Here is a 21123-nt window from a genome sequence, read left to right as displayed (position 1 = left end):
CATATACCAGCATACATCCTCTGTTTTCAGTATATCAGTTTGCTCAAGTACTATTAAATTAGCCCGTAATGATTGTTGTGCAGAGCATCTACTTTGGCACATTGCAGTATTAATTTAATAACTCTTATTAATTCGTTTTTCTGTATATTAGATTTATCGTTTAAGGTCATAAACGCCTTATTTGGATTAGCGATAGGCTATTACTTACCGCTCTTGTTCAGCTAGAGCGGTAAGCTCCTTGCGAGATAACTTGAGGCCTTTCACCATCATAGAATCAGGTATCTGGGCAAAGCCAACAGGAATCATAAAACTGGGTAATAAGTTCTTAAGATCGGACTTAATCTGAGCAAAACAACAATCTGGATTTACCCAAGCAAAAGGTCGATAGACAAATTCAGGACACTCAACAGGAACCACTACTGCTTGAATCACACCTTCTAGTTTGAGTAGTTGTTTCTCAATCATTTCCGGCTGAATATTTTCACCGCCGCTAATAAACTGATTATCCTTACGCCCTGTAATCAGCAGCCTGTTACTCTCCCACCGGCCGATATCACCTGTCCGGAAAAATGCCTCTGATGATCTCAATTGGTTACTAACCAGATAGCCTGCAAATAAGCTTTCACCTGCCAGTAATATTTCACCGTCTTCATCAACCTTTAGCTCGACACTGTCTAGCACTTCCATCGAGCCATCTTCACCTTCAGTACAAGCCTGTGACGATATTTCGCTCATGCCGTAAGTCTTTCTTAAAGGCAGGTCAGCACATAAACGTAGAAGTTTATCTGCCGTAGGACCTCCCCCTATCAGCAAGGTTTTTAGCCTTAAATCCTTTATATTGTCAGCTGATGCTTTGAAACGTTGTAACTGTGTCGCCACCATCGAAGCATGGGTTATACCCATGTTCTGTAGAAATAATGGATCCTCTACACGGCCACCAATAGTCAGCGATGCACCGGACACTATTGCCCTGAAAAGCACGCTAAAGCCACCGATATGGTAGATCGGCAATGAGACATGCCAATGATCAGAAGAGTCGCAAGGATTGATGATCGCTGAAGCTTTAGCACTGGCAATATGGTTAGAGAGGCGATGACAAACCAGTTTAGGTGTTCCTGTCGATCCCGATGTAAAAATTCCATTCACTATGGATGAATCAACAACACCCTCTTCATGCTCTTCATCTAGTCCCGTTACCCCATGCTGATCGATAAAACACGCATACTGGTTAAGAGTTTTTAACTCATTCAGCAAGGTCTCACTAAATGCAGGATTGAACGGAACTGCTACCGCCCCCAACTCCATAATGGCACAACTTAAAATGAGCGTATCAAGCGTATTAGCAGCTTTATACAGAACAAGTTGATGCTCTGTTAACCCGAATGAATACAGTTCATCTCTCTTAGATTGAATCAGACGATTAAACATCTCGTAAGAAAAACGATGCTGCTCATCACCCAGTGTACTGCCATTGCCATAATGCTTTTCGAGGAGCGTTTCTAGCATAGCTGCGCAATCTCTTTACAATCTGCCAATGGGACTTTTTCCGCTCTAAGCTTAATTTTTGCGGGCTGTAGGTCTTTTGCAAGATACTTAAGAGTATCCAAGCCCTGCTCCTCGGTTAATTCCAGGTCCTGAGCCAGTGAATGATAGAACTCCAATGAGACATTGCTTTCAAAGCTACTGGAAAGCACACAGGCTATTTCCCTCTCACGAGCTAATTCAGCAAGCTCTATAGTTCGTTGTAACCCACATAGCATTGGCTTTAATACCCAGGTTTTAGCAGTAAAGAATATTTCCGGAACAGGCTTTAGCGGATCTAGCTCGCGGAGAGATTCATCAAAAGCGATTGGCAATCCGTTAAGTTGGTAGTGGTCGAGGCACTTAAGCGGCTCTTCCACATAATCGATTTGTGACGTATTGAGTGCTTGCTGGAGTGTTTCTAGTTCTTCTCTCGTCCATGTCCGGTTGGCATCAATACGCAACTTTTGATGAGGTTCCAAATAAGCTAATGCTGATTTTAAAGACAAAACATCATTCTCGATTGGTTGATGCCCTGCTTTGATTTTTACCCGATGGCTTTCGGAGCTCTTACCCATAAGCGAACAGGAACGAACAGCTGTAGAACGCAATGGATACTCAAGTTGATACCACGCAGCTTCAATTGCAAATTTCACACTTGGGTATAAGCGCTTTGAAATAACAGAAGCGGACAATTCCTCCGAATCGAGCGCCAATAACTGCTGCTTACACTGTTGTAGGGTTTCATTTGAAAAACCTGGTAAGGGTGCGACCTCTGTATAAATACTCTGATCGGCAAACAACCAGTGGAGTAGCAATCCCTGTCTAGTTTTGAGTGCTTTCCGCTTACCACCCATATTAAAAACAAAGGGATAGGTAAACGGAATTTCATACTCAAGAAGCCGGACCTTAGGGATCATGGCTGGCGTTTAAATCGCTTAAAATCAGGTGGGCGCTTTTCATTGTAGGCGTTACGGCCTTCCTGCCCTTCCTCTGTCATATAAAACAACATAGTCGCGTTACCGGCTAGCTCCTGAAGACCTGCTTGCCCATCGATTCCAGCATTGAAAGCACTCTTTAACGTTCTCAATGCCATAGGTGAAAGCCTAAGCACTTTTCTGCACCACTCAACCGTGGTTAGTTCTAGATTTTCTAAAGGTACGACCTTGTTTACTAGGCCCATATCTAGTGCTTCTTTTGCATCGTACTGATCACATAAGAACCAGATCTCACGGGCTTTCTTCTGCCCTACGATACTCGCCATATAACTGGCACCAAAACCACCATCGAAAGAACCCACTTTAGGGCCTGTCTGACCAAATCGAGCATTCTCCGCAGCTACCGTCATATCACAGACCAGATGCAGTACATGACCCCCACCAATGGCATAACCCGCTACCATCGCGATAACTGGCTTAGGTAGGCTTCTGATCATCTTCTGAAGATCCAGAACATTAAGGTGATGAACGCCAGACTCATCTTCGTAGCCCGTATCACCTCGAACTCGCTGATCCCCGCCTGAACAAAAAGCCATATCTCCTTGCCCAGTCAGAATAACCACACCTACCTGATCGTCATAACGGGCATCATTGACTGCCGCAATCATCTCTTTGACAGTTTGTGGGCGAAAGGCATTACGTACTTCAGGACGATTAATAGTGATTTTAGCGATACCTTCAGCCTTGTGATAAAGGATATCTGTAAATTGCTGCCCGCAATCAACCCAATCTGCGCCCTTCTGGATACTGCTGTCTGCAGGGTTAGTCATGAATAAAGTCCGTTAAAAAATTAGATAAAATCCTACTCACACTACAGGCCTGATCACTGTGACAATTATGGCCTGCACCTGAGATAACATGATGAACGATATTAGCATGCTGTTGAACGAGCTGTTTTGCTAATTCTGTGTATTTTTTATCATGCTCTCCTGTGAGATAGGTAATAGGGTGCCCCCCAAGTGAGGACGTCATATCCTGCTGATTAGCCACAGATAGAGTCAGCAATAAGTTTCCTAACGCAGATGGATCAGCCTTATGCCGTTGATAGATCTGTTCCGCTGTATCTTTTTCTCTGCCATTAAACACACTTTGCTGATACCACTGCTCCAAAGTGAGCTTAAGATCCTGCTGACTAAACCGCTGCTGCCAAACTAAATCACTGCCTAGCCGCGCTTTGTCGCCGGGGAGGCCCGGGTGCCCTCCCTCGAATAAAGCACCACAAATTGAACCAGGATTATCCCTTAACCAATGCATCCCAATACGTGCACCCAGAGAATACGCTAGTAAAAACACCGGTTGTTTAAAATCGGGAAGTTGCTGCCACAACCAACGGCTATAACTTGAAATATCTGTTACATCCTCTGGGAATGTCAGGGGCAAAGAGAGATAAACAATATTCAGTTTCTGACTATCTGGGAGAAGATCTATAACGGGTTTCCAATCATCCTGCCCCCCCATAAAGCCATGGAGGCAGAGTATAACGGGGGAGCTTTCAGTTAATATCTGGCCATTGTAATTCGGATGGTTGATCAGCATCTAATTATTAGCCTGTCGAATCAGAAGCTGCGCCATGATTTCTTGAAAACTCATAGAGTGCTTTTATTTGCTGACTACTCTCAGTGGGAGGTACTTGTAACTCGATCATTGCCACCCCATTCTGTTTGAGTAACTCAGTAAGCTGCTGTTTGAAGTGCGCTTCGGTGCTAGGTAAATAATGAGGAATATCAAAACTCCTAGCGATATTACAAAACTCCAGACCATGCGGTAGCTGGAAAAAATCTCGCTGAATATCACCTAAATTTGCCGTAGGCAGCATATTAAATATGCTGCCGCCGTCATTGTTCAACACTATCAATATAAGCGGATAGTCACTAGTATGACGGCGCGCGATCATCAAACTGTTTAGATCATGCAGCAACGAGGTATCACCTAACAAAACCACCATAGGTCTCCCTCGCCCCTGCTGTACACCGCAAGCCGTGGCCAACAGCCCATCAATCCCACTCGCCCCACGGTTACTGAAAACAGGGAAATTGCGATTAGACTGCAGATCCATCAAGCGAATGCTTAAGCTATTACCGACAAAAAGATCTACGTTACCATCCAGGACATCACATAGAGTCTGCGCAGCTTTCAGTTCACCGAATGAGAATGAACGCACAAGGGTTCGTGCTTTCTCCAGTATTTGGTCACTCTTTTCTAACAGTTGAGCATGATCTGATTTGGTTATAACGGCGCCCCGACAATACTCATCTATATCGATGCAAAGCTGAGTTGCCGTCTTAGATGGATCGAGAGCTAAGGCCTGTGGTGATACCAAAAGATAGTTTTCAAAATGGCTTTCAGCTAACCAATTTAACAATCGTTTACCGACAAGTCGCCCACCAAACTGAATCACTGAACTGTATTCAGCAAGTAGATCAGGCTGAGCTTCAAGCATCAGTTCAACACTTTGAATAACCAATCGATGTTTCGGCAAATTACTGTTTATGTCGGCAAGAATTGGGGTATCAAACCGTTCGGCCAATGCCAAAACATGCTGTGCTTGCGAAGGGGTTAAATCACCGGCGACAAGAACTGCTTTCCCTTCGGGTTGGTTAAACTTTGTTTCAAAAACAGATGAAGCAGATAGGCTCTCTGGATCAACAGTCTGAAGGTATTTGTCTGTATCCAACAGATCCACATCATCTGTTGGATAAAGTGGCTCCCTAAAGGCACAATTAATCTGTACAGGGCCTGACGCACTTGCTTTCTGGTAAGCCCTGACGATTGATGTCAGGTTTTCTGAAATCTCTGCTTCAGAATCTAACGCATCAATCTGACAAAATTCGACAACATTATTCGCAAAGATTCCTTTCTGATTAATCGCCTGATTCGCACCACAATTTAGCAACTCTTCAGGCCTATCAGCAGAGAGAACGATCAACGGTTGTGATGTTTGAAACGCTTCGATGACTGCAGGATATAAATTGGCAACCGCAGTCCCAGATGTAGTAATCACGATGACTGGCTTTGACCGCGTCTTTACAAGACCTAGTGCGAAAAAACCTAAGCCTCGCTCATCAAGATGCGTGTGTAATCTCAGCTTTCCTTTATCCCCTGTATTGGCTTTAGAATGAGAAAGCTTGGCAGCTGCAATAACTAACGGTGCACTCCTAGAGCCAGGAGCAATACAGATGTCCTCAACGCCCAACTGAACTAACTGTTCTAGAACAGCAGCGGCCCATAGACTTGTCAGATTAGTGTTGTGCTGTGCCATAAACCACATCAAGAAGAGAGTTAATTTTCGAATCAAGCTCCTGCCATTCCGATTCTGAATCGGAGCCTTCAACCAACCCCACGCCAGAAAAACAGTGTAAACGATTATTTTCCAGTAGCGCAGATCTAATCACGACAGCAAAATCAACAAACTCCCTCTCATCACTATAACTGACGATTCCAATGCCTCCGCTATACCAACCACGCGCTAGGGGCTCATTTGAAGAAAGGAAATTCATGGCCGCATCTCTTGGATAACCCGATACAGCAGGTGTCGGGTGGAGTAGATTAATCAATTCAGCATCATCAATATTACACTTAAGTTCAGCCGTCACCTTTTGATAAAGATGCTGAACTTTTTCCAATTTCATAACTTGAGTAGGTTCAAAATCAACCGTGTTACAAACACCTTCAATCTGCTGCTGTATAAATCGGCTGACCAACCCATGTTCATTCTGAAAGCGAGACTCATGCTGTAACTGGCGAGATAACAGCTCATCACCCGCTAAATCGTCTCCTCGCCCAACCGTTCCAGCCAATGATTCTGTGCTAAGTTGCTGCCCTTCTCTTTTATAAAGACGCTCAGGTGAACACCCCAAAAGATACTTATCGCCTCTTTGCAGCATAAACGAATAAGTATCTGAATTTACCGTCAACCAACGGTTCAATAAATGATGAACATTCATTGAACCATCAACTGATACGACTACATCTCTGGCGAGAACGACTTTTTCAATAGACTGATGAACAATCTCACTCTGCACTTGATCACAGAGATCATGCCATTGGGCTTTACCGATACTAGAGCATTTTTGAAACTGCAGACCTTCCTCACTAGGTTCTGGTATGGATCGATCCCAATCCAATGCAAGTAACAACCTGATCAGATCGTTTTGTGCAGTATTCCATTCAGCCTCGCCGTTACATGGCAGGTGAATATGTAGGTGATATTCACCCTGAGTTTCACTCAAACAGATCTGCGGTAAAACAAAATAACTGGATGGAAATTCTTGCCATATATCACTTTCATCTGCTTCAGAGAATGAAAATCCGCCAAAGAAAAAAGGCTGATACGCTTTCTCAGATTGGCTATAAATTATGGACGAGAAACCTTTAACTTCAGCAATCGCATCAGATGGTGAATCTGTAATTACCTCCACAGCGGCACCAAGGCCTGCAAGCACACGATCCTGATCTCGCTCACGCCAAAACATTTGCTGGTGAGAAGTATTATTGGAAAGAAAGGCAATCAAATCCTGTCGATCAACAGAAACCGAAGCATGGTATATCCGATCTGAAATATAAGGTAGGTGGCTAACCTGCTTACACAACGTTGCAATAAAGGCAGGTTGATCCGAAAAATCGATAAGAGATTCTGCAGGCTTTACGAGTGTTTGCAAAATATCCTTGGCCTAAAAAAGAATGAATGATCACATTATTCAAAACATAATACCGAATACAAATATGACCACAACAGAACAGCTAATCTAATATGCTAAGAAAGCCATGTTTCTTTACTTTATCTGCCCTGTATCAAACCACAATGTCTCTGAGATGTGACGCCCTTGCTCATAAATAACGGTAAACAGAGTAGCAGATAAGCTCTACAGATTGAGAAATGATAATTTTGAAGAATAGATAGGATCAAGCTTGTGGCTTTCCTTAACTAAATTAACCTGCATATTTGTAAAAGCGATCTCTTTTATCGTCGGTTCGATAGTTTTGTTTTGCTCGGTCTCAAACCATTCAAGAACGGTAGAAAGGTGCCATAAAGAAGAGCTACCTGCATAAACAGGGACAGGAAAGGTGTAGCCATGATTCATTACCAGCTTTCTAATATTTTGCCGAGATACCCCTATGATTTCAGCAATATCCGAAACCCCGACCATATCAGGTGTCGCCTCAAATAGCTGAGCATTTGGAATCACAGACTTCACATCTTCTATCGCGGTGATCACAGCCTCAGAAGCACTTTTCGCTTCTCGGGTGAATTGTAAAGCGATACGCCCACTATGACCTAACCCAATTAATGCATCATCGCACCCTGCTTCACCTAATTGCTCAACATAAGTACTAGGATCAATGTCAGCGTCTGGCAATGCAAACTTCAAGGTAAATTCATAATCACGCATGCTTTTATTCCTCATCACATGCTTTTTTCACAGCACAGTTATCAACGACTCGTTTGATCTGCTTAGCATGGTTTTGCGGGCTTTTTGGGGTGCTCCAAATACTAACGATACAAAACTCACCACAACGACATTCTTTGTCATTATAAGGACAGTAAATTTTACCCCAAGCGTGGCTTCCACCAACTTCAATACGCCAACCATTCTTTTCCGCATAAACTAATGCGGCTTCCACTTCTTTTTTGGAGTGTTTCTTACGAGACATCCCTGTCTCTCCGTATGCTAAGTTTAGAAATGCACCATCAAGTTGTCAAACGACAACCGATTTAAAATAATAATCGCTCTACAAGCACATACCTTTCAATCACAGGGTTAGGCATTCACGTAATATCTTTATCTTAGCGTGCCATTAATGATGATTTTTTTAATTTGCTGCTCATCCATATTTTCAGCAAATAAGAGCGCTACCTGGTCTTCTATGACAGATGAAGTAAATACGATTACTGATTTTTTGGGGCCAATAGCCCAGTAACCGATCCCCTGTTCGGTAGGAAATGTTCTTATCTCGTAAGCTGATACTTCAGTGTCAATAATGTGCTCTTTAGATTGTTGCAGCTCGGATTTGTAGCCCTCAGGTTCAGGACCAGCGTTTTGTATTCCTAAGAGGTACTTTGGCCAAGTGCGCATATCAACGCCTTGGAATCCAAGAGCTATATCGGTGAGCGTTTCCATTGATAGATTAGAACCATCATCGAAAATGATTACTAACCCATCCAAGACTGCGATTTTTGCATTGGTAAGTTCGTCTAACGGAATATTGATCTTACCGACAGTACCGGTCTTAAAAGTAGTTGAAGGGCCGTAATCGACCTTTAAGATGGGGTATTCTTTAACGCCGGAATAGGCAAGATCAGAACTAAATAGCAAACAACTAATTAGTGTTAGGCGTAAAATCCTTTTTAATTCACACATCTACCATCCTTGAAATTTTTATCTCTATCTAAACCGTGTGAGCAACACGATTTTGCCCACTTTAGCGGTCAGGATCTTGAAAAACCATAGCTAACCTATTGTATAAAATAGTAGTAGGGGCAACGAGAGGCGAAAGCATCATTACTCCGCCTCAACTAAATCCTGACGCCAAGTGCAGCTACCATCAGCTTTCTTATCAAGCATATTTAGAAACGCTTCGTGCTCGGCTAGCTCTTCATCTGTTAAGGTGACCAAAGGTAAGCCTTGTAGTGCATCTGCATGTCTTCTGATTTGCCCTGCATCACCACCCGCCTCATCATCCGACAACGACAAAGAAGTTTGGCCACCTGTCATCAACAGGTAAACATCAGCAAGAATCTCGGCATCCAACAAGGCGCCGTGTAACTCACGATGGGAGTTATCAATACCTAAGCGGCGACATAAGGCATCGAGGTTGTTCTTCTGACCCGGGAATTTATCTTTAGCGATTTTGAGGGAGTCGGTGACTTTACAGAGCTCTTCTGTCGTCTTCCAACCCGAACCCAACATACCGAATTCATGATCCATAAACCCGACGTCGAAGGGTGCGTTGTGTGCAATCATCTCTGAGCCGTCGAGAAACTCGGCAAACTCCTGAGCGATTTCAGCAAATTTCGGGCAGTCTTTAACCTGCTCATCCGTGATACCGTGGACCGCGATCGCCTCAGGGTCAATAGGCATCTCTGGGTTGATGTAGACGTGAAAGGTTTTGCCGGTCAGCTTACGGTTGATTACCTCAACACAGCCTATCTCAATAATCCGATGCCCTTGGAAATGCGGACCACTTTCCTGGTTCATACCTGTGGTTTCAGTATCCAGAATCACCAGACGATTCGACATAAATAAGGCCTCTTAATCACTAACTACAATGGCGCGAGTATAGCAGAGTATTTTTCTGTAAACAGGTGATCTCGCTATATCTGACAGATCCTAAATAACCACACAAAGTTTCTATCATATTCATTAGATCCTCACTTCAGAATCTAGTGAGGTATAGCAACAGCACTTGGGCTTGTTTCATAGGAGTTACTAATAGCAAAAGTCCCAAAAATGGAACCAAAAGTCCCATTTTGGGACTTTGTGTGTGAGAAACAACTCTTATTCTAATGCTGGCAAATTCGCCAAGAGAACTTCAAGCTCCTTAGTAATACTAATTAACTCGGAAAGCAGCTGTGGATTGATCTCAAGATGTCCTTCGTACTCTGCAAGGTTTCGTGTGTTATGGCATTTATCTAAAACCCGCCATTTTGCCTTGCTTAGCCCTAAAGTATGGCCCAAGCACTGAAAAACTAAGTAACGGCTATCGGATCTGTAGCCATGCCACCTTAAAGCAGCTAAGGCGAATGCATGCGCTGCGCTATAAGCTAATGAGAACTGGCTATCTTCACTTAGGCCTTCGATTTGAGCATCATTAAGTTTGGTTTTACCTGCGCGAACCATGCCTTCAAATTCCTTTTTATCTGGCGGTTCGAAATTGAGCTTGTTAATTTTGACTAAATTATCCAGTTCCTTCATAGAACTCCCCTGCTATCCTTGCAGTAGATCGACCCTAGATTGTGACATAACCTTAGAAACAAAGTTTTGTCCCTCACCTAAGCGTTGAGAAAACTCTTCTGGTGTATAAATGGTTGGATTTATCTGGCGGTTCAATTGCTCTTCAAGAGGCTCCAATCCTTCCATTACCTCGCTATAACTTAAACCATTACCCACCAGCATTAAATCAATATCGCTCTCGGCATGCTCTTCACCTTTAGCGACAGAACCATAGATAAAGGCTTGTTCGACGTTCTCTAAAAGACCAGATATCCCTTGCTGAAGAACACCTTTAATACCAAAGGTTTTAATAACAATCTGCTTCAATTCACCATAAATCGGGCAACTGCTATTTGCTTGATAATGGTTCTGATTACCTAACTTGGTAACAGTGAGTATTCCCGCCTCTGTTAGCTTTGCTAACTCACGCGTGAGTGCACCTTTACCCATTGCCGTTTTTCTAGCAATCTCATTGAGATAAAAGCTTTTCTCAGGGTTACCGTATAGCAAACCTAATACATTCTGTTGCGCCTTAGTAAACAGCGCAGTTCCAATCGTCGAAGCTAACATCAAAAACAACCCAAAAAGTCCCAATATGGGAACTATAGTTCCTAATTTGGGAATCGTCGAGAACTAAATGGACGTTTTCCGATACCCCAGTATGAAACTTTAGAGGGAGAATAAACACGTTTACCTTAGTCACCTATCAGTGAAAAATTGTAAGTATCCTTAAACACCTGCCAATGCGCTTCAACGGCTCTAACCTCTTCCATAATCCAATCGGTAAAAGCCATCACTTTCGGCCGATCAAAATTAGCTTCAGGCGCAACCAGATAGTTGGCATAAGGCGAATTCCAATAGCACTTAAGCGGGCATACTAAATGGCCGCGTTCAATATACTCGTACACTAGGCTATAACGAATTGGGGCAACCCCCTGACCATTCAATGCAGCATCCACCTGAAGACTGGAATCTAGCAGTTGCAGAACCACCTGATTATTCCCCCCCATCTCTCGAATAAATCCAGCATTAACCTGTTTAAGTTCGGGTGAGTCATCAATCAACAAGGGCAAGTTGCCAAGGTTCAGATCAGCTCCATCCTTTGTCTGCAAAAGGTCAGGATGGCAGACCGAAACGATATAATCCTCGGTCAGAATTTTCTCCATCAACTGTGTATTCCCGCCTTCAGCAAAACGAATCGCCAGATCCTGACTATCATCCGAGAAATCATGTAGATCACAGGAAGTAGATACTAAGCAATTGAACTCTGGATAGGCCTGCTGAAATGAACCCAGCCTAGGGATCAACCACCGCGCAGCAAATGAAGGTAGTGAAGTGATCTTAAGCTGATTAGGTGAAGGATCGACCGAAAGCGCACGACTCCCCTCCTCAATTGCCTTGAACGCCTGTTGGATATAAGGCAACAAAGCAGCACCAGCAGGAGATAAACGAACCTCACGATTCAGACGAATAAACAGAGGCTTTGCAAAGTAATCTTCCAGCAAACGTATCTGCTGACTTACCGCAGCCTGCGTCACAAACAACTTTTCAGCCGCTACTTTAAAACTGCCGTGCTCAGCAGCCACCAAAAATACGCGCAACGCTTTAAGAGGAGGTAAACGATCCATATCACTTAAGTTTTAGTTAACTGAATAGAAATTTATATCGTTTGTCACTATAGCAACCCAAGACCAATAATACCTACAAATTAACCATAAACGGAGGATACACAGATGAGCATTCAAGTATGCGAAAACTACCAGCCATCAAAAGAGATAAGAAATAGTTATCCTCTTCCGACAATAAATTTGCATAAATTGGCGTGTATTCTCGAACAGTGGCAACAGAACTACCGCACTCGGAAAGCGCTACTGAAGATAAGTAATGAGCAATTGAAGGATATAGGTTTAAGCCGCAAACAAGCTCACAAAGAAGCGAGTAAGGCTTTCTGGGTTGGGAAGTAAAAATACTATCTGATCCCCAAAATAGGAACTGTGGTTCCTATTTTGGGTTAAGTAAAACTTACGATGGTAAATTGGGGACTTGCCCCAGGTTCTTTGCTAATAAATCTTCTAATATAACCACTAAAATGGCACTAACTTATAAGCGACATAAACGCTGAACTAAGCCTCATGAAACTTCCAATAGATCTGATTCTTTCTATTTTGTAATTCAAGCAATCTTCGCTCAGATGCTTTTAGCCCTTTAATCAAATTAAAGTAAACGTCATTCAAAACTACGTTTGTTTCTGAAATATAAGAGTGCTTAAGACTCCAAAATCCACCATCATTGTCTGAAATATCAATAGTCTCAGAATGATCACAGACAAATACACTATTATCAGTAGAATCTCCTACCCTGATCTCTTTATTAGCTTTCTTAGAAACAAGCAGAGCTCTATCTCTTGACGAAACATAGAGAGAAACATGATTAAAGAAACTATTAATCGATTCCGCATAACGATCTAAAAAAGTCTGACGTTCAACATCAGCTGCAGCTAAAATCGCTCTTGAGGAAGGAACACTTTGATTAAAACCTTGGTTCACAGCTTCAGAAAGGCACAAATTCCCCATGCTATGAGCAATATAAAGTACCTCTTCATACCCTTCGGCATTTAATTTAGTTATAAATTCATGTAAGTAATTTGAGGAATAAAGTGCTGTTTCTTTATCTTTAATATATCCAGAAACCTTACCTAAAGAAGGCCAAGAATATAAAACAACTGGAAAATCAACACCTAAGTCATATTTTATCTGAGCAGCCTTCTTAAGCCCTTCATTAAAACTAACATTAAATCCGTGAATAAAAACTAGAACTCTCTTAGATTCATTTTTTGTTTTAAGACTTGAAAAGAAAATATCAGGTTTCTGTTCGGTAGTTTCAACAACTACGAAATGCTTACCTCTTTTTTCTGTCAGCTCAAGCTTCCACCATTTCGGCTTTTCAATGTTTCCTGATCGATGTGTTTCAGGAACTGAAACACAAGCAACCCCATAACGATTTTTATTACACTTTACAGAGGTATATTCTTTTGCGGACTCATCATACTCTCTGTTGGTCGAGTAATGCACATCAACTAAAGTTTCATTCCTCTGCGTGATCAGCTTAGTTGGCGATATATTAGGTGTACCATATGCCAATGAGTTCTTAGCATAGTCCGCATCAAATAGCTTCGCTGCCGATTTATGATATACATCGGCTGTATCTTCAGCATCGAACATACAAGCATCAATTTGTGAGTGTATATTTTCAACTTCGAAAATTACTTTGTCCCAACCTTTGGTAGGAGGCTCGAATTTAAGAAGTTCGACCCCTAAATCATTCAACACATAATATGCAACAGGAATAAGATATGCGGCATTAGCGTAATCCCTTCTATAATCCTCATAGTAAAAGCTACGTAAAGTATAAACATCAAATATGAGATCGATCAGTGTGTCTAATTCTACGTTCCTTTCTCTACCACCAGTAGAAAAATATACTTTTCCTTCTCGTATATTAACGTGATATTTACTAAAAGTAGAAAACGTACAAAATAAATCATTATCAATTTTGTTTAGGCTTTCTAATACAGAATCTAGATTAACATCCATATAAATCCCTAAATTTTTTATAAAAGTAGTTTAATTAAACGAATTACGGCCAACCCTTCATATATTCTCTAAAGGAACTACCCATTCTCTTTGTGGTATCAACTGAAAATACGTATATTTCGCCATCTTCGTAGTACTTCAACCAACGACCAATGGCTGATCTAACACTAAAACCATCTTCTTTCGAAAGCGGCTCGATAAACCTATCTGGAATATCCACAAATTCATCAGTTTGCCACCAGCCCTTAATGGGCATATCAATCTCATCGAGATCAAAAGAAAATTTTGGTAAAGACATGCCATCAGCAAAGGATTGCAACCACTCCTTTTCGACGTACTTACCAACCAAGAAAACATCACGCATTTGAGCTTGGGCGATACAACAAGCAACATCGGCACAGCACTTCCAATAGCTGAGTATCCAATCCGGACACAGGTGATACCTGAAGATTGTTCTATCCCCTATTCGGCCCACGCTCTCTTTAAGAACAATCAGCGTATCTTCTTCATGCTTTCTAGGTGGCTTAACCGTTAGAACAAAACCTTCTATCTGCTTTTCATCCCCGCTGGCCTGAAGCTTATCTATATAACAGCCAAACTCTGCAGGGTGTTTGTAGAAATGATGGGATTTAAATATATCCCCCTGACCATGGGATAACCATTCTGCATTTACTTGAAACAGATCAGCTGCGCTTTGCAATAATGAAGGTGTCAACTTAGCGAGGAGATTATCTTCCGTTTGAACATCCTCAATAGTGAAACCATGATCAAAGAATTCAGGTATCTGGTTACGATAGACCCCGTGCGCTTCAAACAGATTTATAAATCTTTCAGCAACAGATTCATTGAAGGAATCAGCATTTGTTACTTCAGCTTTCTTAGAATCTAACTTTTTCCTTAGCCAGCGATACCCTTGATAAAGGCCGCCTATCACTCCAACGATACTGGCAAAGATACCAATAATTTCTTCCATTTATGTAACATCCATAATTCTGTAAGCAGCTGTCGTTATTCTAGATAACTAATCCAAGGTTTATCGTAGGACATCCTTATCCTCTTAATGCTTACCTAAGTAACGCTTATCCCTGTAGCGCTTGATCCGTGATTGCTTTGGCAAGGGAGAGTTGAGTTTGTTGAGACTCTTGTAAACGGGCTTTGAGTTGGTCGCAAATAGTCAGAAGTTGATTAACCTTAGCCACCAGTCTAATTTGTTCTTTTTCGGGGGGTATTGGAACTACATAGCGAGCTAATTTATCCCCTGGAAAATGCTTAATCGTCGCCCCAGTGAAGTACTTATCTAGCTGCTTAGAAAATGCGTCTTTCCTCAAACAAATCTGAAGATATTCAGCTAGGACACCTTGGAAAGGTCGAGCACGATGCAAAGCTTTTTGGAAATATATTTCGTTATCTGGTTTGTTCCAAATTGCGCACCGACCAGGTTCCCCTCCTTCACATATTAGGAGGTCACCAACCTTAATCAAAAACTCTTCCTTTTCTGACTCCTCAAACCTCATCTGCTTAACATCATCAAGATTACAAAATGACCACTGAACATTCGTATTTCGCAAATAAGGCAAAAGCTCTCCTTTATTCTTAGCCTTATCAAGCATCTTACCTAAACGACATGAGGCAACATCACTGAATCTAACCCATTGCCAAGCAACAGGGATATCATGGTTTTTTTCCTCTGAATCAACTAAAGGTAAGCTCTTCGATCGTTGTATCTTCTTATCTTTAATCAGCTGTTCTTTCTCTGCACCAATCCTTTCCAGCAAAACGGAAGCAGGTTCATCATTCGGCTCTTGCGGAACGAGCTTACCCATCACAGCCAATTGCAGGATGGTTTGCTTTAGCTGATCAATGCTGTGTTCTGTAGTGAAGAGGGTATCGAAATGTTCGGCCAGCCTTTGCCAGTTCTCGGCTAATTCATCAGCATTCTGACTTTGGGTAAGTGTACCTAGCAGGGTTTCAACTAGCACTTGATGAGCTTCGATGCTGCGTTCTGTTTGCTCTTCTAATTGATCACAAAGAACCATTAGCTCATTAACTTTACTAACTATTCGGTTTTGCTCTTTAATAGAAGGAAGCGGCACAAGTAGTTCTACAAACTTACCTGCGGATATTCCTCCAATGATTCCAGTCATAGATTCACTGAACTGGTTATAAAATGTAGGTGTCAGGTAGCAAGAAAGGATAAATGCAGGATTGATCCCAGCATATAGTTCATTGGCAAAGAGCTTATTACCGAAGCAGATATTCCGGTTGGTAATGCCGCACTTTTTACCTGCACTGCCACCCTCTGCACACATCAAAACAGAATTTTCATGAGCTACTTTGAATTTTGGTTCATCAACGGGAATAGATATACCATTCTGATAATCCAGAATTTCGAAACCGTACCCAACATCTTTAGTAGCAATAAAAGGCAAGCCTTCAATATCAGTATATTTTTCAGCTTTAATTCTCGCGCTGACACTATTTCCATTAAAGATATTGCCAATAGAACCCAAACGCACCCATTCCCAACCCTGCGGGATAATAAAGGGTGATTCCTCTTCAAATATTTCAGCTAATTTTTTGGACTTCTTTATTTTCTTTTCTTTTACCAGCTGAGTGCGCTCTTCCGCAATCCTCTCCAGCAACACCGAAGCTGGCTCATCACTAGGATCTTGCGGTACTAACTTACCCCGAACCGCGAGTTCCAAAATCAAATCACGCAGTTTCTTGATACCGTAGAGGTTATGTTTTTTGCTGCTACCGCGGCCCGCGCTTTTCTTATGCTCAATCGCCGATGTCCAAAGGTCAATATGCTCGGTGATTAGAGTTTGAACGTCCGATCCCATTAAGCCTTTCCTCCCGTTTTATCGGAGGAATTAGAGGGTGCGAGAGCGTCGGCTAAAATGCCTTTGATCTGATTACGTAGTTCACCGATCTCTTGCTGTTGCTGCTGGTATTGCGCTAACAGCTCTTCTGGATCGTGAACGACCTGCTCTTCTACATGGGGATTTTTGAAATCGAGATTGTAGTTACGCTCGATAATCTCATCGATGCTGACTTTCCAAGCAAACTCATTTTCCTGACGGTTTTTCCGTTTGATCTTATCGGCCAGGCTATTGCCTTCTCCCCACCAATCGGTACAAGCGGCAAAGTCTTCCAGTTTCATCGGTTTGGTTTTGTTAAAGGCTTTAACACCTTTAGGCAGAGGTACTTCGTAATACCAGATATCTTGGGTCGGCTCGCCTTTTTCGAAGAACAGAATATTGGTCTTAATACTGGTGTAAGGCGCGAACACGGAGTTAGGAAGACGCACTAGTGTGTGCAGATTGCACTCTTCCAGTAATAGCTTTTTGATTTTGGTTTTTACGCCTTCTCCAAATAGTGTGCCGTCTGGCAGTACTACGGCTGCTCTGCCGCCTTTGCCTTCTGAACTCTCTTTGAGAACTTCGATAATATATTGTAAAAATAGGTCGGCGGTTTCACGGGTTTGATACTCCGCAGGGAAGTTCTTTTCGATGCCGTCTTCTTCAGTGCCGCCAAAAGGTGGGTTGGAGACCACCACGTCGACCATATCGTCGTCATCTAAACTGGAAAGTGGCTTGTTCAGGGTATTGCCATGGCGAATATTCTTCGGCACTTCGATACCGTGCAGCAGCATATTGGTGGTACACAACAGATGCGGTAGCTGCTTTTTCTCTACCCCGCGCACGGACTCTTGCAGCTGCTGTTGGCCTTCGGAATTGGTCACTTGGACTTTTAGGGTATCGACTGTGCAGGCTAAGAAACCACCAGTACCACAAGCTGGATCAAGCACTGACTCACCCAACTGCGGGTTGATCATCTGCACAATAAACCGTGTAACGGCACGGGGGGTATAAAACTCCCCGGCATTACCAGCGCTTTGCAGGTCTTTTAGGATCTGCTCGTATAGATCACCAAACAGGTGGCGCTCTTGTGAGTTGGTAAAGTCGATCTCGTTGAGCTTGTTGATCACCTGACGCAGCAGTGTGCCGTTTTTCATGTAGTTGAAGGCGTCACTAAAGGCTTCTTTAGCGACATAACCGCGCGGGTTTTTATTGATCGGTGCGGTTAGGTTTTTAAGATCAGGTATCAGTTCGTTATTTACAAAGTCTAATAGATCATCACCGGTAATTCCTTGGCTATCTGCGGCCCAGTTGCGCCATAAGTAGGCTTCTGGAATAGGGGCGGTGTAGTTATCGAGTTCGTCTTCCAGCTCTTCTTCTTGGGCATCAAATATTTTTAGAAACAGTAACCAAGAAAGTTGGCCAAGGCGTTGGGCATCGCCATCGACCCCAGCGTCTTTACGCATGATGTCTTGAATGGATTTAATTGCGCTGGATATAGACATGATAGTACTCGTTACAACTCTGTAGGCTTGGCAGTGATAGCTTAATTGTTAGGTGTTAGGCGCTTTGCGGCGTAAACTCATCGCTGGATTGATAAAGCGCGTCTTCTAACTCACTGATGGCTTGTTCGTATTGTTCTTTGCCCCCAAAGGCATTCTTTTTAATCTCTATGGGGCGGCCGATCTTATCAAACGGCGTGACCTTAAGCACTTGCTTAGATTCGATTTCTGTCACACCGTTGTTTTCATATTTTTCTAATAGGTTGTTAAGGACTAGTTGCGCGGTCTCACTGTATTTACCGAAGTAGTTACGTTTTTTGACATTATTCGCCCGCTCTTTGCGGGTTAAAGGTGGCTGGTCGAAAGCAACGTGGCAGATTAGGTCGAAGGGGTCTAAGTCACGGCTTACATCTTCTTCTAAGGCTTCCCAGATAACCCCCGCTGCAGCAAGTTCGTCGATGATTGCTTGTTTGCGCTCAGTGGCGTGCCATTTGGTAATAAAGTCATCCAGCGAGCTAAATTGCTTCTGTACGGTTTTACGAGTGTAGTCTTTAAACGATTCGGTCACGAGCTTGCCGTCGGAATCATAATATTGCACACGCTCAGCTAGCTTTTTAACCTCTACCCCGCTGATGTGGTATTTAATAAACGGTTCTTTTTCATCGTCATCGGCAAAACCACCAATTGGGCCATCTGACCATTCGTTTTCATCTAGGTTGTTTACACCTGGGCCGTAATTAGCCGGGTCTTCATCAATACCTTCGGGCTTCTCGGTACCATGTTCACCGTCAACTAGCATTTCATCAGTAATATCACCCTCGCCGCTAATGATATCGTCGGTGGTTTTCTCCATGACTTGTTCGGGGATGCCATCAAAACGTTCATCCGCAAATAACTCAGTGGCCTTTTTGAAGTCTAGAATGGTAAACCAAAGCTTGTTTAACTTGTCATCGATACGGGTGCCACGACCGATAATCTGCTTGAACTTGGTCATGGATTGGATGTTCTGATCAAGCACAATGACCTTACAGGTTTTGGCATCTACCCCTGTCGTCATTAACTCTGACGTAGTGGCAATGACCGGGTAAGGCTTTTTCGGGTTCATGAAGTTTTCGAGCTGATTTTTACCCAGCTCATCATCGCCGGTAATCTTCATGACGTACTTTTCATTTATCGCGACCTGCTCTGGGTTTAAATTCATCAAAGCGCTGCACATACGCTCTGCATGGTTGATGTCATTACAGAAGACGATAGTTTTTGCCATGGGATCGGTACGCTTTAGGTAGGCGGTAATGGTTTCTGCCACCAGCTGGGTGCGTTCATCGATAATTAGCGTACGATCAAAGTCTTTCTGATTGTAGATACGGTCTTTGATCAGATTACCGTTTTTGTCGGTTTGGCCCTTCTCTGGTCGAAAGCCTTGGGCGTCTATATCTATGTCTACGCGAATAACTTTGTAAGGCGATAAGAAGCCGTCGTCTATGCCCTCTTTAAGTGAGTAGGTATACACCGCCTCACCAAAGTAATCGATATTGGAAACTTCGTTCGTCTCCTTCGGGGTAGCGGTTAAGCCTATCTGAGTCGCTGAATCAAAGTACTCTAGAATCTCTCGCCAAGCGCTATCTTCGTCAGCACTACCACGGTGACACTCATCAATTACGATCAGATCGAAGAAGTCTTTAGATACATCCTTAAACGCTTTCTGATGCTCTTCTGGGCCGGTTAGTGCCTGATAAATACCCAGATGCACTTCGTAGGCAGGGTCGACTTTACGCCCCGTGATTTTAGTCATCGCTTCGCCAAAAGGCTGAAAGTCTTTACGCTTAGGGTCGTCAACTAAAACATTGCGATCGGCTAGAAATAGGATGCGCTTGGCTTTTTTTGCTTTCCATAAGCGCCAAGCTATTTGAAAAGCGGTGTAGGTTTTCCCCACCCCCGTTGCCATGACCAACAGGACGCGCTTTTGACCTTGAGCAATTGCCTCGATAGTTTTATTAACGGCCTGCAACTGATAATAACGCGGGGCTTTATCCGTACCATCATCATAGTAGTCTTGATCAAGGTAGGTTAGGTGCTCAGGGGTATAGGACTTATAGGCATTAAACTTAGCCCGCAACTCTTGTGGAGATGGAAACTCATCCAGGCTGATTTCGGTTTCTAATTTGCCACAATTTGATGGCGCGGTTTTATCGTGAAAGATAAAACCATCGCCGTTACTGGCAAAGACAAACGGAACATCAAGAAGGCGAGCATAATCCAAACCTTGTTGCATGCCTTTGCCAACCCCATACTTATTGGCTTTAGCTTCAACAACGGCTAACGGAATATTAGGCTTGTGATACAGAACTATATCAGCAGATTTAACCACTGTTCGCATACCCATATTGCCACGAACAATGACCTTACCGTCTCTTAGTTTAACTTCTTGCCTGATTTGCAGTATGTCATCCCAGCCAGCTTTTAAAATAGCGGGCAAAATGAATTTACTGATGATATCGGCTTCACTAAGTTGCTTTTTATCCATGCCTAACTTCCTGTCTGCGTAAGCGACTGCTTAAGACAGCAATATACCACTGTAGGCGAGAGTTCCCAATGATCTGAGTCCAAACAAAAATTGTAGTTTAAGAGATAAAAGCCTCGGTCGAACTAACAGACGACTGAGCTAAAAACTTCAATTTGAGACCGAAACAAGCACCTATTTTGCAAACTCAGCAAGC

19 protein-coding genes are annotated in these 21123 nt (G+C 42.9%); 1 reads left to right on the top strand and 18 read right to left on the bottom strand.

Going from position 1 to position 21123, the window contains the following annotated elements; all coding sequences use genetic code 11:
• Window positions 1–204: 204 nt before the first annotated feature.
• From ACMXYX_RS07345 to ACMXYX_RS07285, 13 genes are all read right to left on the bottom strand, one after another.
• Complete coding sequence (locus ACMXYX_RS07345) at window positions 205–1506, bottom strand: AMP-binding protein (RefSeq protein WP_415884368.1); 1302 nt, start codon at window positions 1504–1506, stop codon at window positions 205–207.
• Window positions 1500–2441, bottom strand: a complete 942-nt coding sequence (locus ACMXYX_RS07340) for an enolase C-terminal domain-like protein (RefSeq protein WP_415884367.1) — start codon at window positions 2439–2441, stop codon at window positions 1500–1502. The genes ACMXYX_RS07345 and ACMXYX_RS07340 overlap by 7 nt, the downstream gene beginning before the upstream one ends.
• Window positions 2438–3289 (bottom strand): 1,4-dihydroxy-2-naphthoyl-CoA synthase, encoded by an 852-nt coding sequence (menB, locus tag ACMXYX_RS07335; RefSeq protein ID WP_415884366.1) that lies wholly within the window; start codon window positions 3287–3289, stop codon window positions 2438–2440. The genes ACMXYX_RS07340 and menB overlap by 4 nt, the downstream gene beginning before the upstream one ends.
• A complete protein-coding gene (locus ACMXYX_RS07330; protein WP_415906722.1) occupies window positions 3282–4055 on the bottom strand; it encodes an alpha/beta fold hydrolase in 774 nt (257 codons plus the stop codon). Before ACMXYX_RS07330 ends, menB begins: the two co-directional genes overlap by 8 nt.
• Window positions 4056–4062: 7 nt before the next feature.
• Complete coding sequence (gene menD / locus ACMXYX_RS07325) at window positions 4063–5778, bottom strand: 2-succinyl-5-enolpyruvyl-6-hydroxy-3-cyclohexene-1-carboxylic-acid synthase (RefSeq protein ID WP_415906721.1); 1716 nt, start codon at window positions 5776–5778, stop codon at window positions 4063–4065.
• Window positions 5759–7177: an isochorismate synthase gene (locus ACMXYX_RS07320; RefSeq protein ID WP_415906720.1), complete on the bottom strand. Its 1419-nt coding sequence runs from the start codon at window positions 7175–7177 to the stop codon at window positions 5759–5761. The genes menD and ACMXYX_RS07320 overlap by 20 nt, the downstream gene beginning before the upstream one ends.
• Window positions 7178–7381: 204 nt before the next feature.
• On the bottom strand, window positions 7382–7909 hold the full coding sequence (locus tag ACMXYX_RS07315) for a helix-turn-helix transcriptional regulator (protein ID WP_415906719.1): 528 nt from the start codon (window positions 7907–7909) through the stop codon (window positions 7382–7384).
• A 4-nt stretch (window positions 7910–7913) separates the two neighbouring features.
• Complete coding sequence (locus tag ACMXYX_RS07310; protein WP_415884361.1) at window positions 7914–8171, bottom strand: hypothetical protein; 258 nt, start codon at window positions 8169–8171, stop codon at window positions 7914–7916.
• A gap of 128 nt (window positions 8172–8299) precedes the next feature.
• Window positions 8300–8878, bottom strand: coding sequence for a hypothetical protein (locus tag ACMXYX_RS07305; RefSeq protein ID WP_415906718.1), 579 nt, complete (start codon window positions 8876–8878; stop codon window positions 8300–8302).
• A gap of 141 nt (window positions 8879–9019) precedes the next feature.
• Window positions 9020–9757 carry a DNA polymerase III subunit epsilon gene (gene dnaQ, locus ACMXYX_RS07300; RefSeq protein WP_415906717.1) on the bottom strand — a complete coding sequence of 246 codons (738 nt, stop codon included), beginning with the start codon at window positions 9755–9757 and terminating at the stop codon, window positions 9020–9022.
• A gap of 258 nt (window positions 9758–10015) precedes the next feature.
• The gene (locus tag ACMXYX_RS07295) at window positions 10016–10432 is read right to left on the bottom strand and encodes a hypothetical protein (protein ID WP_415884358.1); all 417 of its coding nucleotides are present in this window, start codon (window positions 10430–10432) and stop codon (window positions 10016–10018) included.
• Between the two features lie 12 nt (window positions 10433–10444).
• On the bottom strand, window positions 10445–11020 hold the full coding sequence (locus ACMXYX_RS07290) for a nucleotidyltransferase domain-containing protein (RefSeq protein ID WP_415906716.1): 576 nt from the start codon (window positions 11018–11020) through the stop codon (window positions 10445–10447).
• Window positions 11021–11145: 125 nt separating this feature from the next.
• A complete protein-coding gene (locus ACMXYX_RS07285) occupies window positions 11146–12078 on the bottom strand; it encodes a LysR family transcriptional regulator (RefSeq protein WP_415906715.1) in 933 nt (310 codons plus the stop codon).
• Window positions 12079–12183: 105 nt separating this feature from the next.
• Here ACMXYX_RS07285 and ACMXYX_RS07280 point away from each other — a divergent pair, with 105 nt between their 5' ends.
• Window positions 12184–12414, top strand: a complete 231-nt coding sequence (locus tag ACMXYX_RS07280; protein WP_415906714.1) for a DUF1127 domain-containing protein — start codon at window positions 12184–12186, stop codon at window positions 12412–12414.
• Window positions 12415–12573: 159 nt separating this feature from the next.
• Here the strand turns inward: ACMXYX_RS07280 and ACMXYX_RS07275 are convergent, their stop codons facing one another.
• The 5 genes from ACMXYX_RS07275 to hsdR all read right to left on the bottom strand — a co-directional run bounded on the left by ACMXYX_RS07275 (window position 12574) and on the right by hsdR (window position 20930).
• Window positions 12574–14043 (bottom strand): alpha/beta hydrolase, encoded by a 1470-nt coding sequence (locus tag ACMXYX_RS07275; RefSeq protein ID WP_415906713.1) that lies wholly within the window; start codon window positions 14041–14043, stop codon window positions 12574–12576.
• Between the two features lie 43 nt (window positions 14044–14086).
• Window positions 14087–15016 carry a hypothetical protein gene (locus ACMXYX_RS07270; RefSeq protein ID WP_415906712.1) on the bottom strand — a complete coding sequence of 310 codons (930 nt, stop codon included), beginning with the start codon at window positions 15014–15016 and terminating at the stop codon, window positions 14087–14089.
• Between the two features lie 106 nt (window positions 15017–15122).
• The gene (locus tag ACMXYX_RS07265) at window positions 15123–16886 is read right to left on the bottom strand and encodes a restriction endonuclease subunit S (protein ID WP_415906711.1); all 1764 of its coding nucleotides are present in this window, start codon (window positions 16884–16886) and stop codon (window positions 15123–15125) included.
• On the bottom strand, window positions 16886–18409 hold the full coding sequence (locus tag ACMXYX_RS07260) for an N-6 DNA methylase (protein WP_415906710.1): 1524 nt from the start codon (window positions 18407–18409) through the stop codon (window positions 16886–16888). The genes ACMXYX_RS07265 and ACMXYX_RS07260 overlap by 1 nt, the downstream gene beginning before the upstream one ends.
• Window positions 18410–18464: 55 nt before the next feature.
• A complete protein-coding gene (gene hsdR, locus ACMXYX_RS07255; RefSeq protein WP_415906709.1) occupies window positions 18465–20930 on the bottom strand; it encodes an EcoAI/FtnUII family type I restriction enzme subunit R in 2466 nt (821 codons plus the stop codon).
• Window positions 20931–21123 lie beyond the last annotated feature (193 nt).

It is taken from the genome of Neptuniibacter sp. QD72_48, from assembly GCF_047778065.1.
In the GTDB taxonomy this organism is placed as follows: domain Bacteria; phylum Pseudomonadota; class Gammaproteobacteria; order Pseudomonadales; family Balneatricaceae; genus Neptuniibacter.
This window is presented reverse-complemented; position numbering and strand designations above follow the sequence as displayed.

What these genes read in the sequence shown, in the direction of transcription:
- ACMXYX_RS07330 (WP_415906722.1), bottom strand. Translation starts at nt 4,055, where the DNA reads ATGCTGATCAACCATCCGAATTACAATGGCCAGATATTAACTGAAAGC.
- hsdR (WP_415906709.1), bottom strand. Translation starts at nt 20,930, where the DNA reads ATGGATAAAAAGCAACTTAGTGAAGCCGATATCATCAGTAAATTCATT.
- ACMXYX_RS07340 (WP_415884367.1), bottom strand. Translation starts at nt 2,441, where the DNA reads ATGATCCCTAAGGTCCGGCTTCTTGAGTATGAAATTCCGTTTACCTAT.
- ACMXYX_RS07285 (WP_415906715.1), bottom strand. Translation starts at nt 12,078, where the DNA reads ATGGATCGTTTACCTCCTCTTAAAGCGTTGCGCGTATTTTTGGTGGCT.
- ACMXYX_RS07295 (WP_415884358.1), bottom strand. Translation starts at nt 10,432, where the DNA reads ATGAAGGAACTGGATAATTTAGTCAAAATTAACAAGCTCAATTTCGAA.
- ACMXYX_RS07310 (WP_415884361.1), bottom strand. Translation starts at nt 8,171, where the DNA reads ATGTCTCGTAAGAAACACTCCAAAAAAGAAGTGGAAGCCGCATTAGTT.
- ACMXYX_RS07265 (WP_415906711.1), bottom strand. Translation starts at nt 16,886, where the DNA reads ATGGGATCGGACGTTCAAACTCTAATCACCGAGCATATTGACCTTTGG.
- menD (WP_415906721.1), bottom strand. Translation starts at nt 5,778, where the DNA reads ATGGCACAGCACAACACTAATCTGACAAGTCTATGGGCCGCTGCTGTT.
- ACMXYX_RS07270 (WP_415906712.1), bottom strand. Translation starts at nt 15,016, where the DNA reads ATGGAAGAAATTATTGGTATCTTTGCCAGTATCGTTGGAGTGATAGGC.
- ACMXYX_RS07280 (WP_415906714.1), top strand. Translation starts at nt 12,184, where the DNA reads ATGAGCATTCAAGTATGCGAAAACTACCAGCCATCAAAAGAGATAAGA.
- ACMXYX_RS07275 (WP_415906713.1), bottom strand. Translation starts at nt 14,043, where the DNA reads ATGGATGTTAATCTAGATTCTGTATTAGAAAGCCTAAACAAAATTGAT.
- ACMXYX_RS07305 (WP_415906718.1), bottom strand. Translation starts at nt 8,878, where the DNA reads ATGTGTGAATTAAAAAGGATTTTACGCCTAACACTAATTAGTTGTTTG.
- ACMXYX_RS07260 (WP_415906710.1), bottom strand. Translation starts at nt 18,409, where the DNA reads ATGTCTATATCCAGCGCAATTAAATCCATTCAAGACATCATGCGTAAA.
- menB (WP_415884366.1), bottom strand. Translation starts at nt 3,289, where the DNA reads ATGACTAACCCTGCAGACAGCAGTATCCAGAAGGGCGCAGATTGGGTT.
- ACMXYX_RS07345 (WP_415884368.1), bottom strand. Translation starts at nt 1,506, where the DNA reads ATGCTAGAAACGCTCCTCGAAAAGCATTATGGCAATGGCAGTACACTG.
- dnaQ (WP_415906717.1), bottom strand. Translation starts at nt 9,757, where the DNA reads ATGTCGAATCGTCTGGTGATTCTGGATACTGAAACCACAGGTATGAAC.
- ACMXYX_RS07315 (WP_415906719.1), bottom strand. Translation starts at nt 7,909, where the DNA reads ATGCGTGATTATGAATTTACCTTGAAGTTTGCATTGCCAGACGCTGAC.
- ACMXYX_RS07290 (WP_415906716.1), bottom strand. Translation starts at nt 11,020, where the DNA reads ATGTTAGCTTCGACGATTGGAACTGCGCTGTTTACTAAGGCGCAACAG.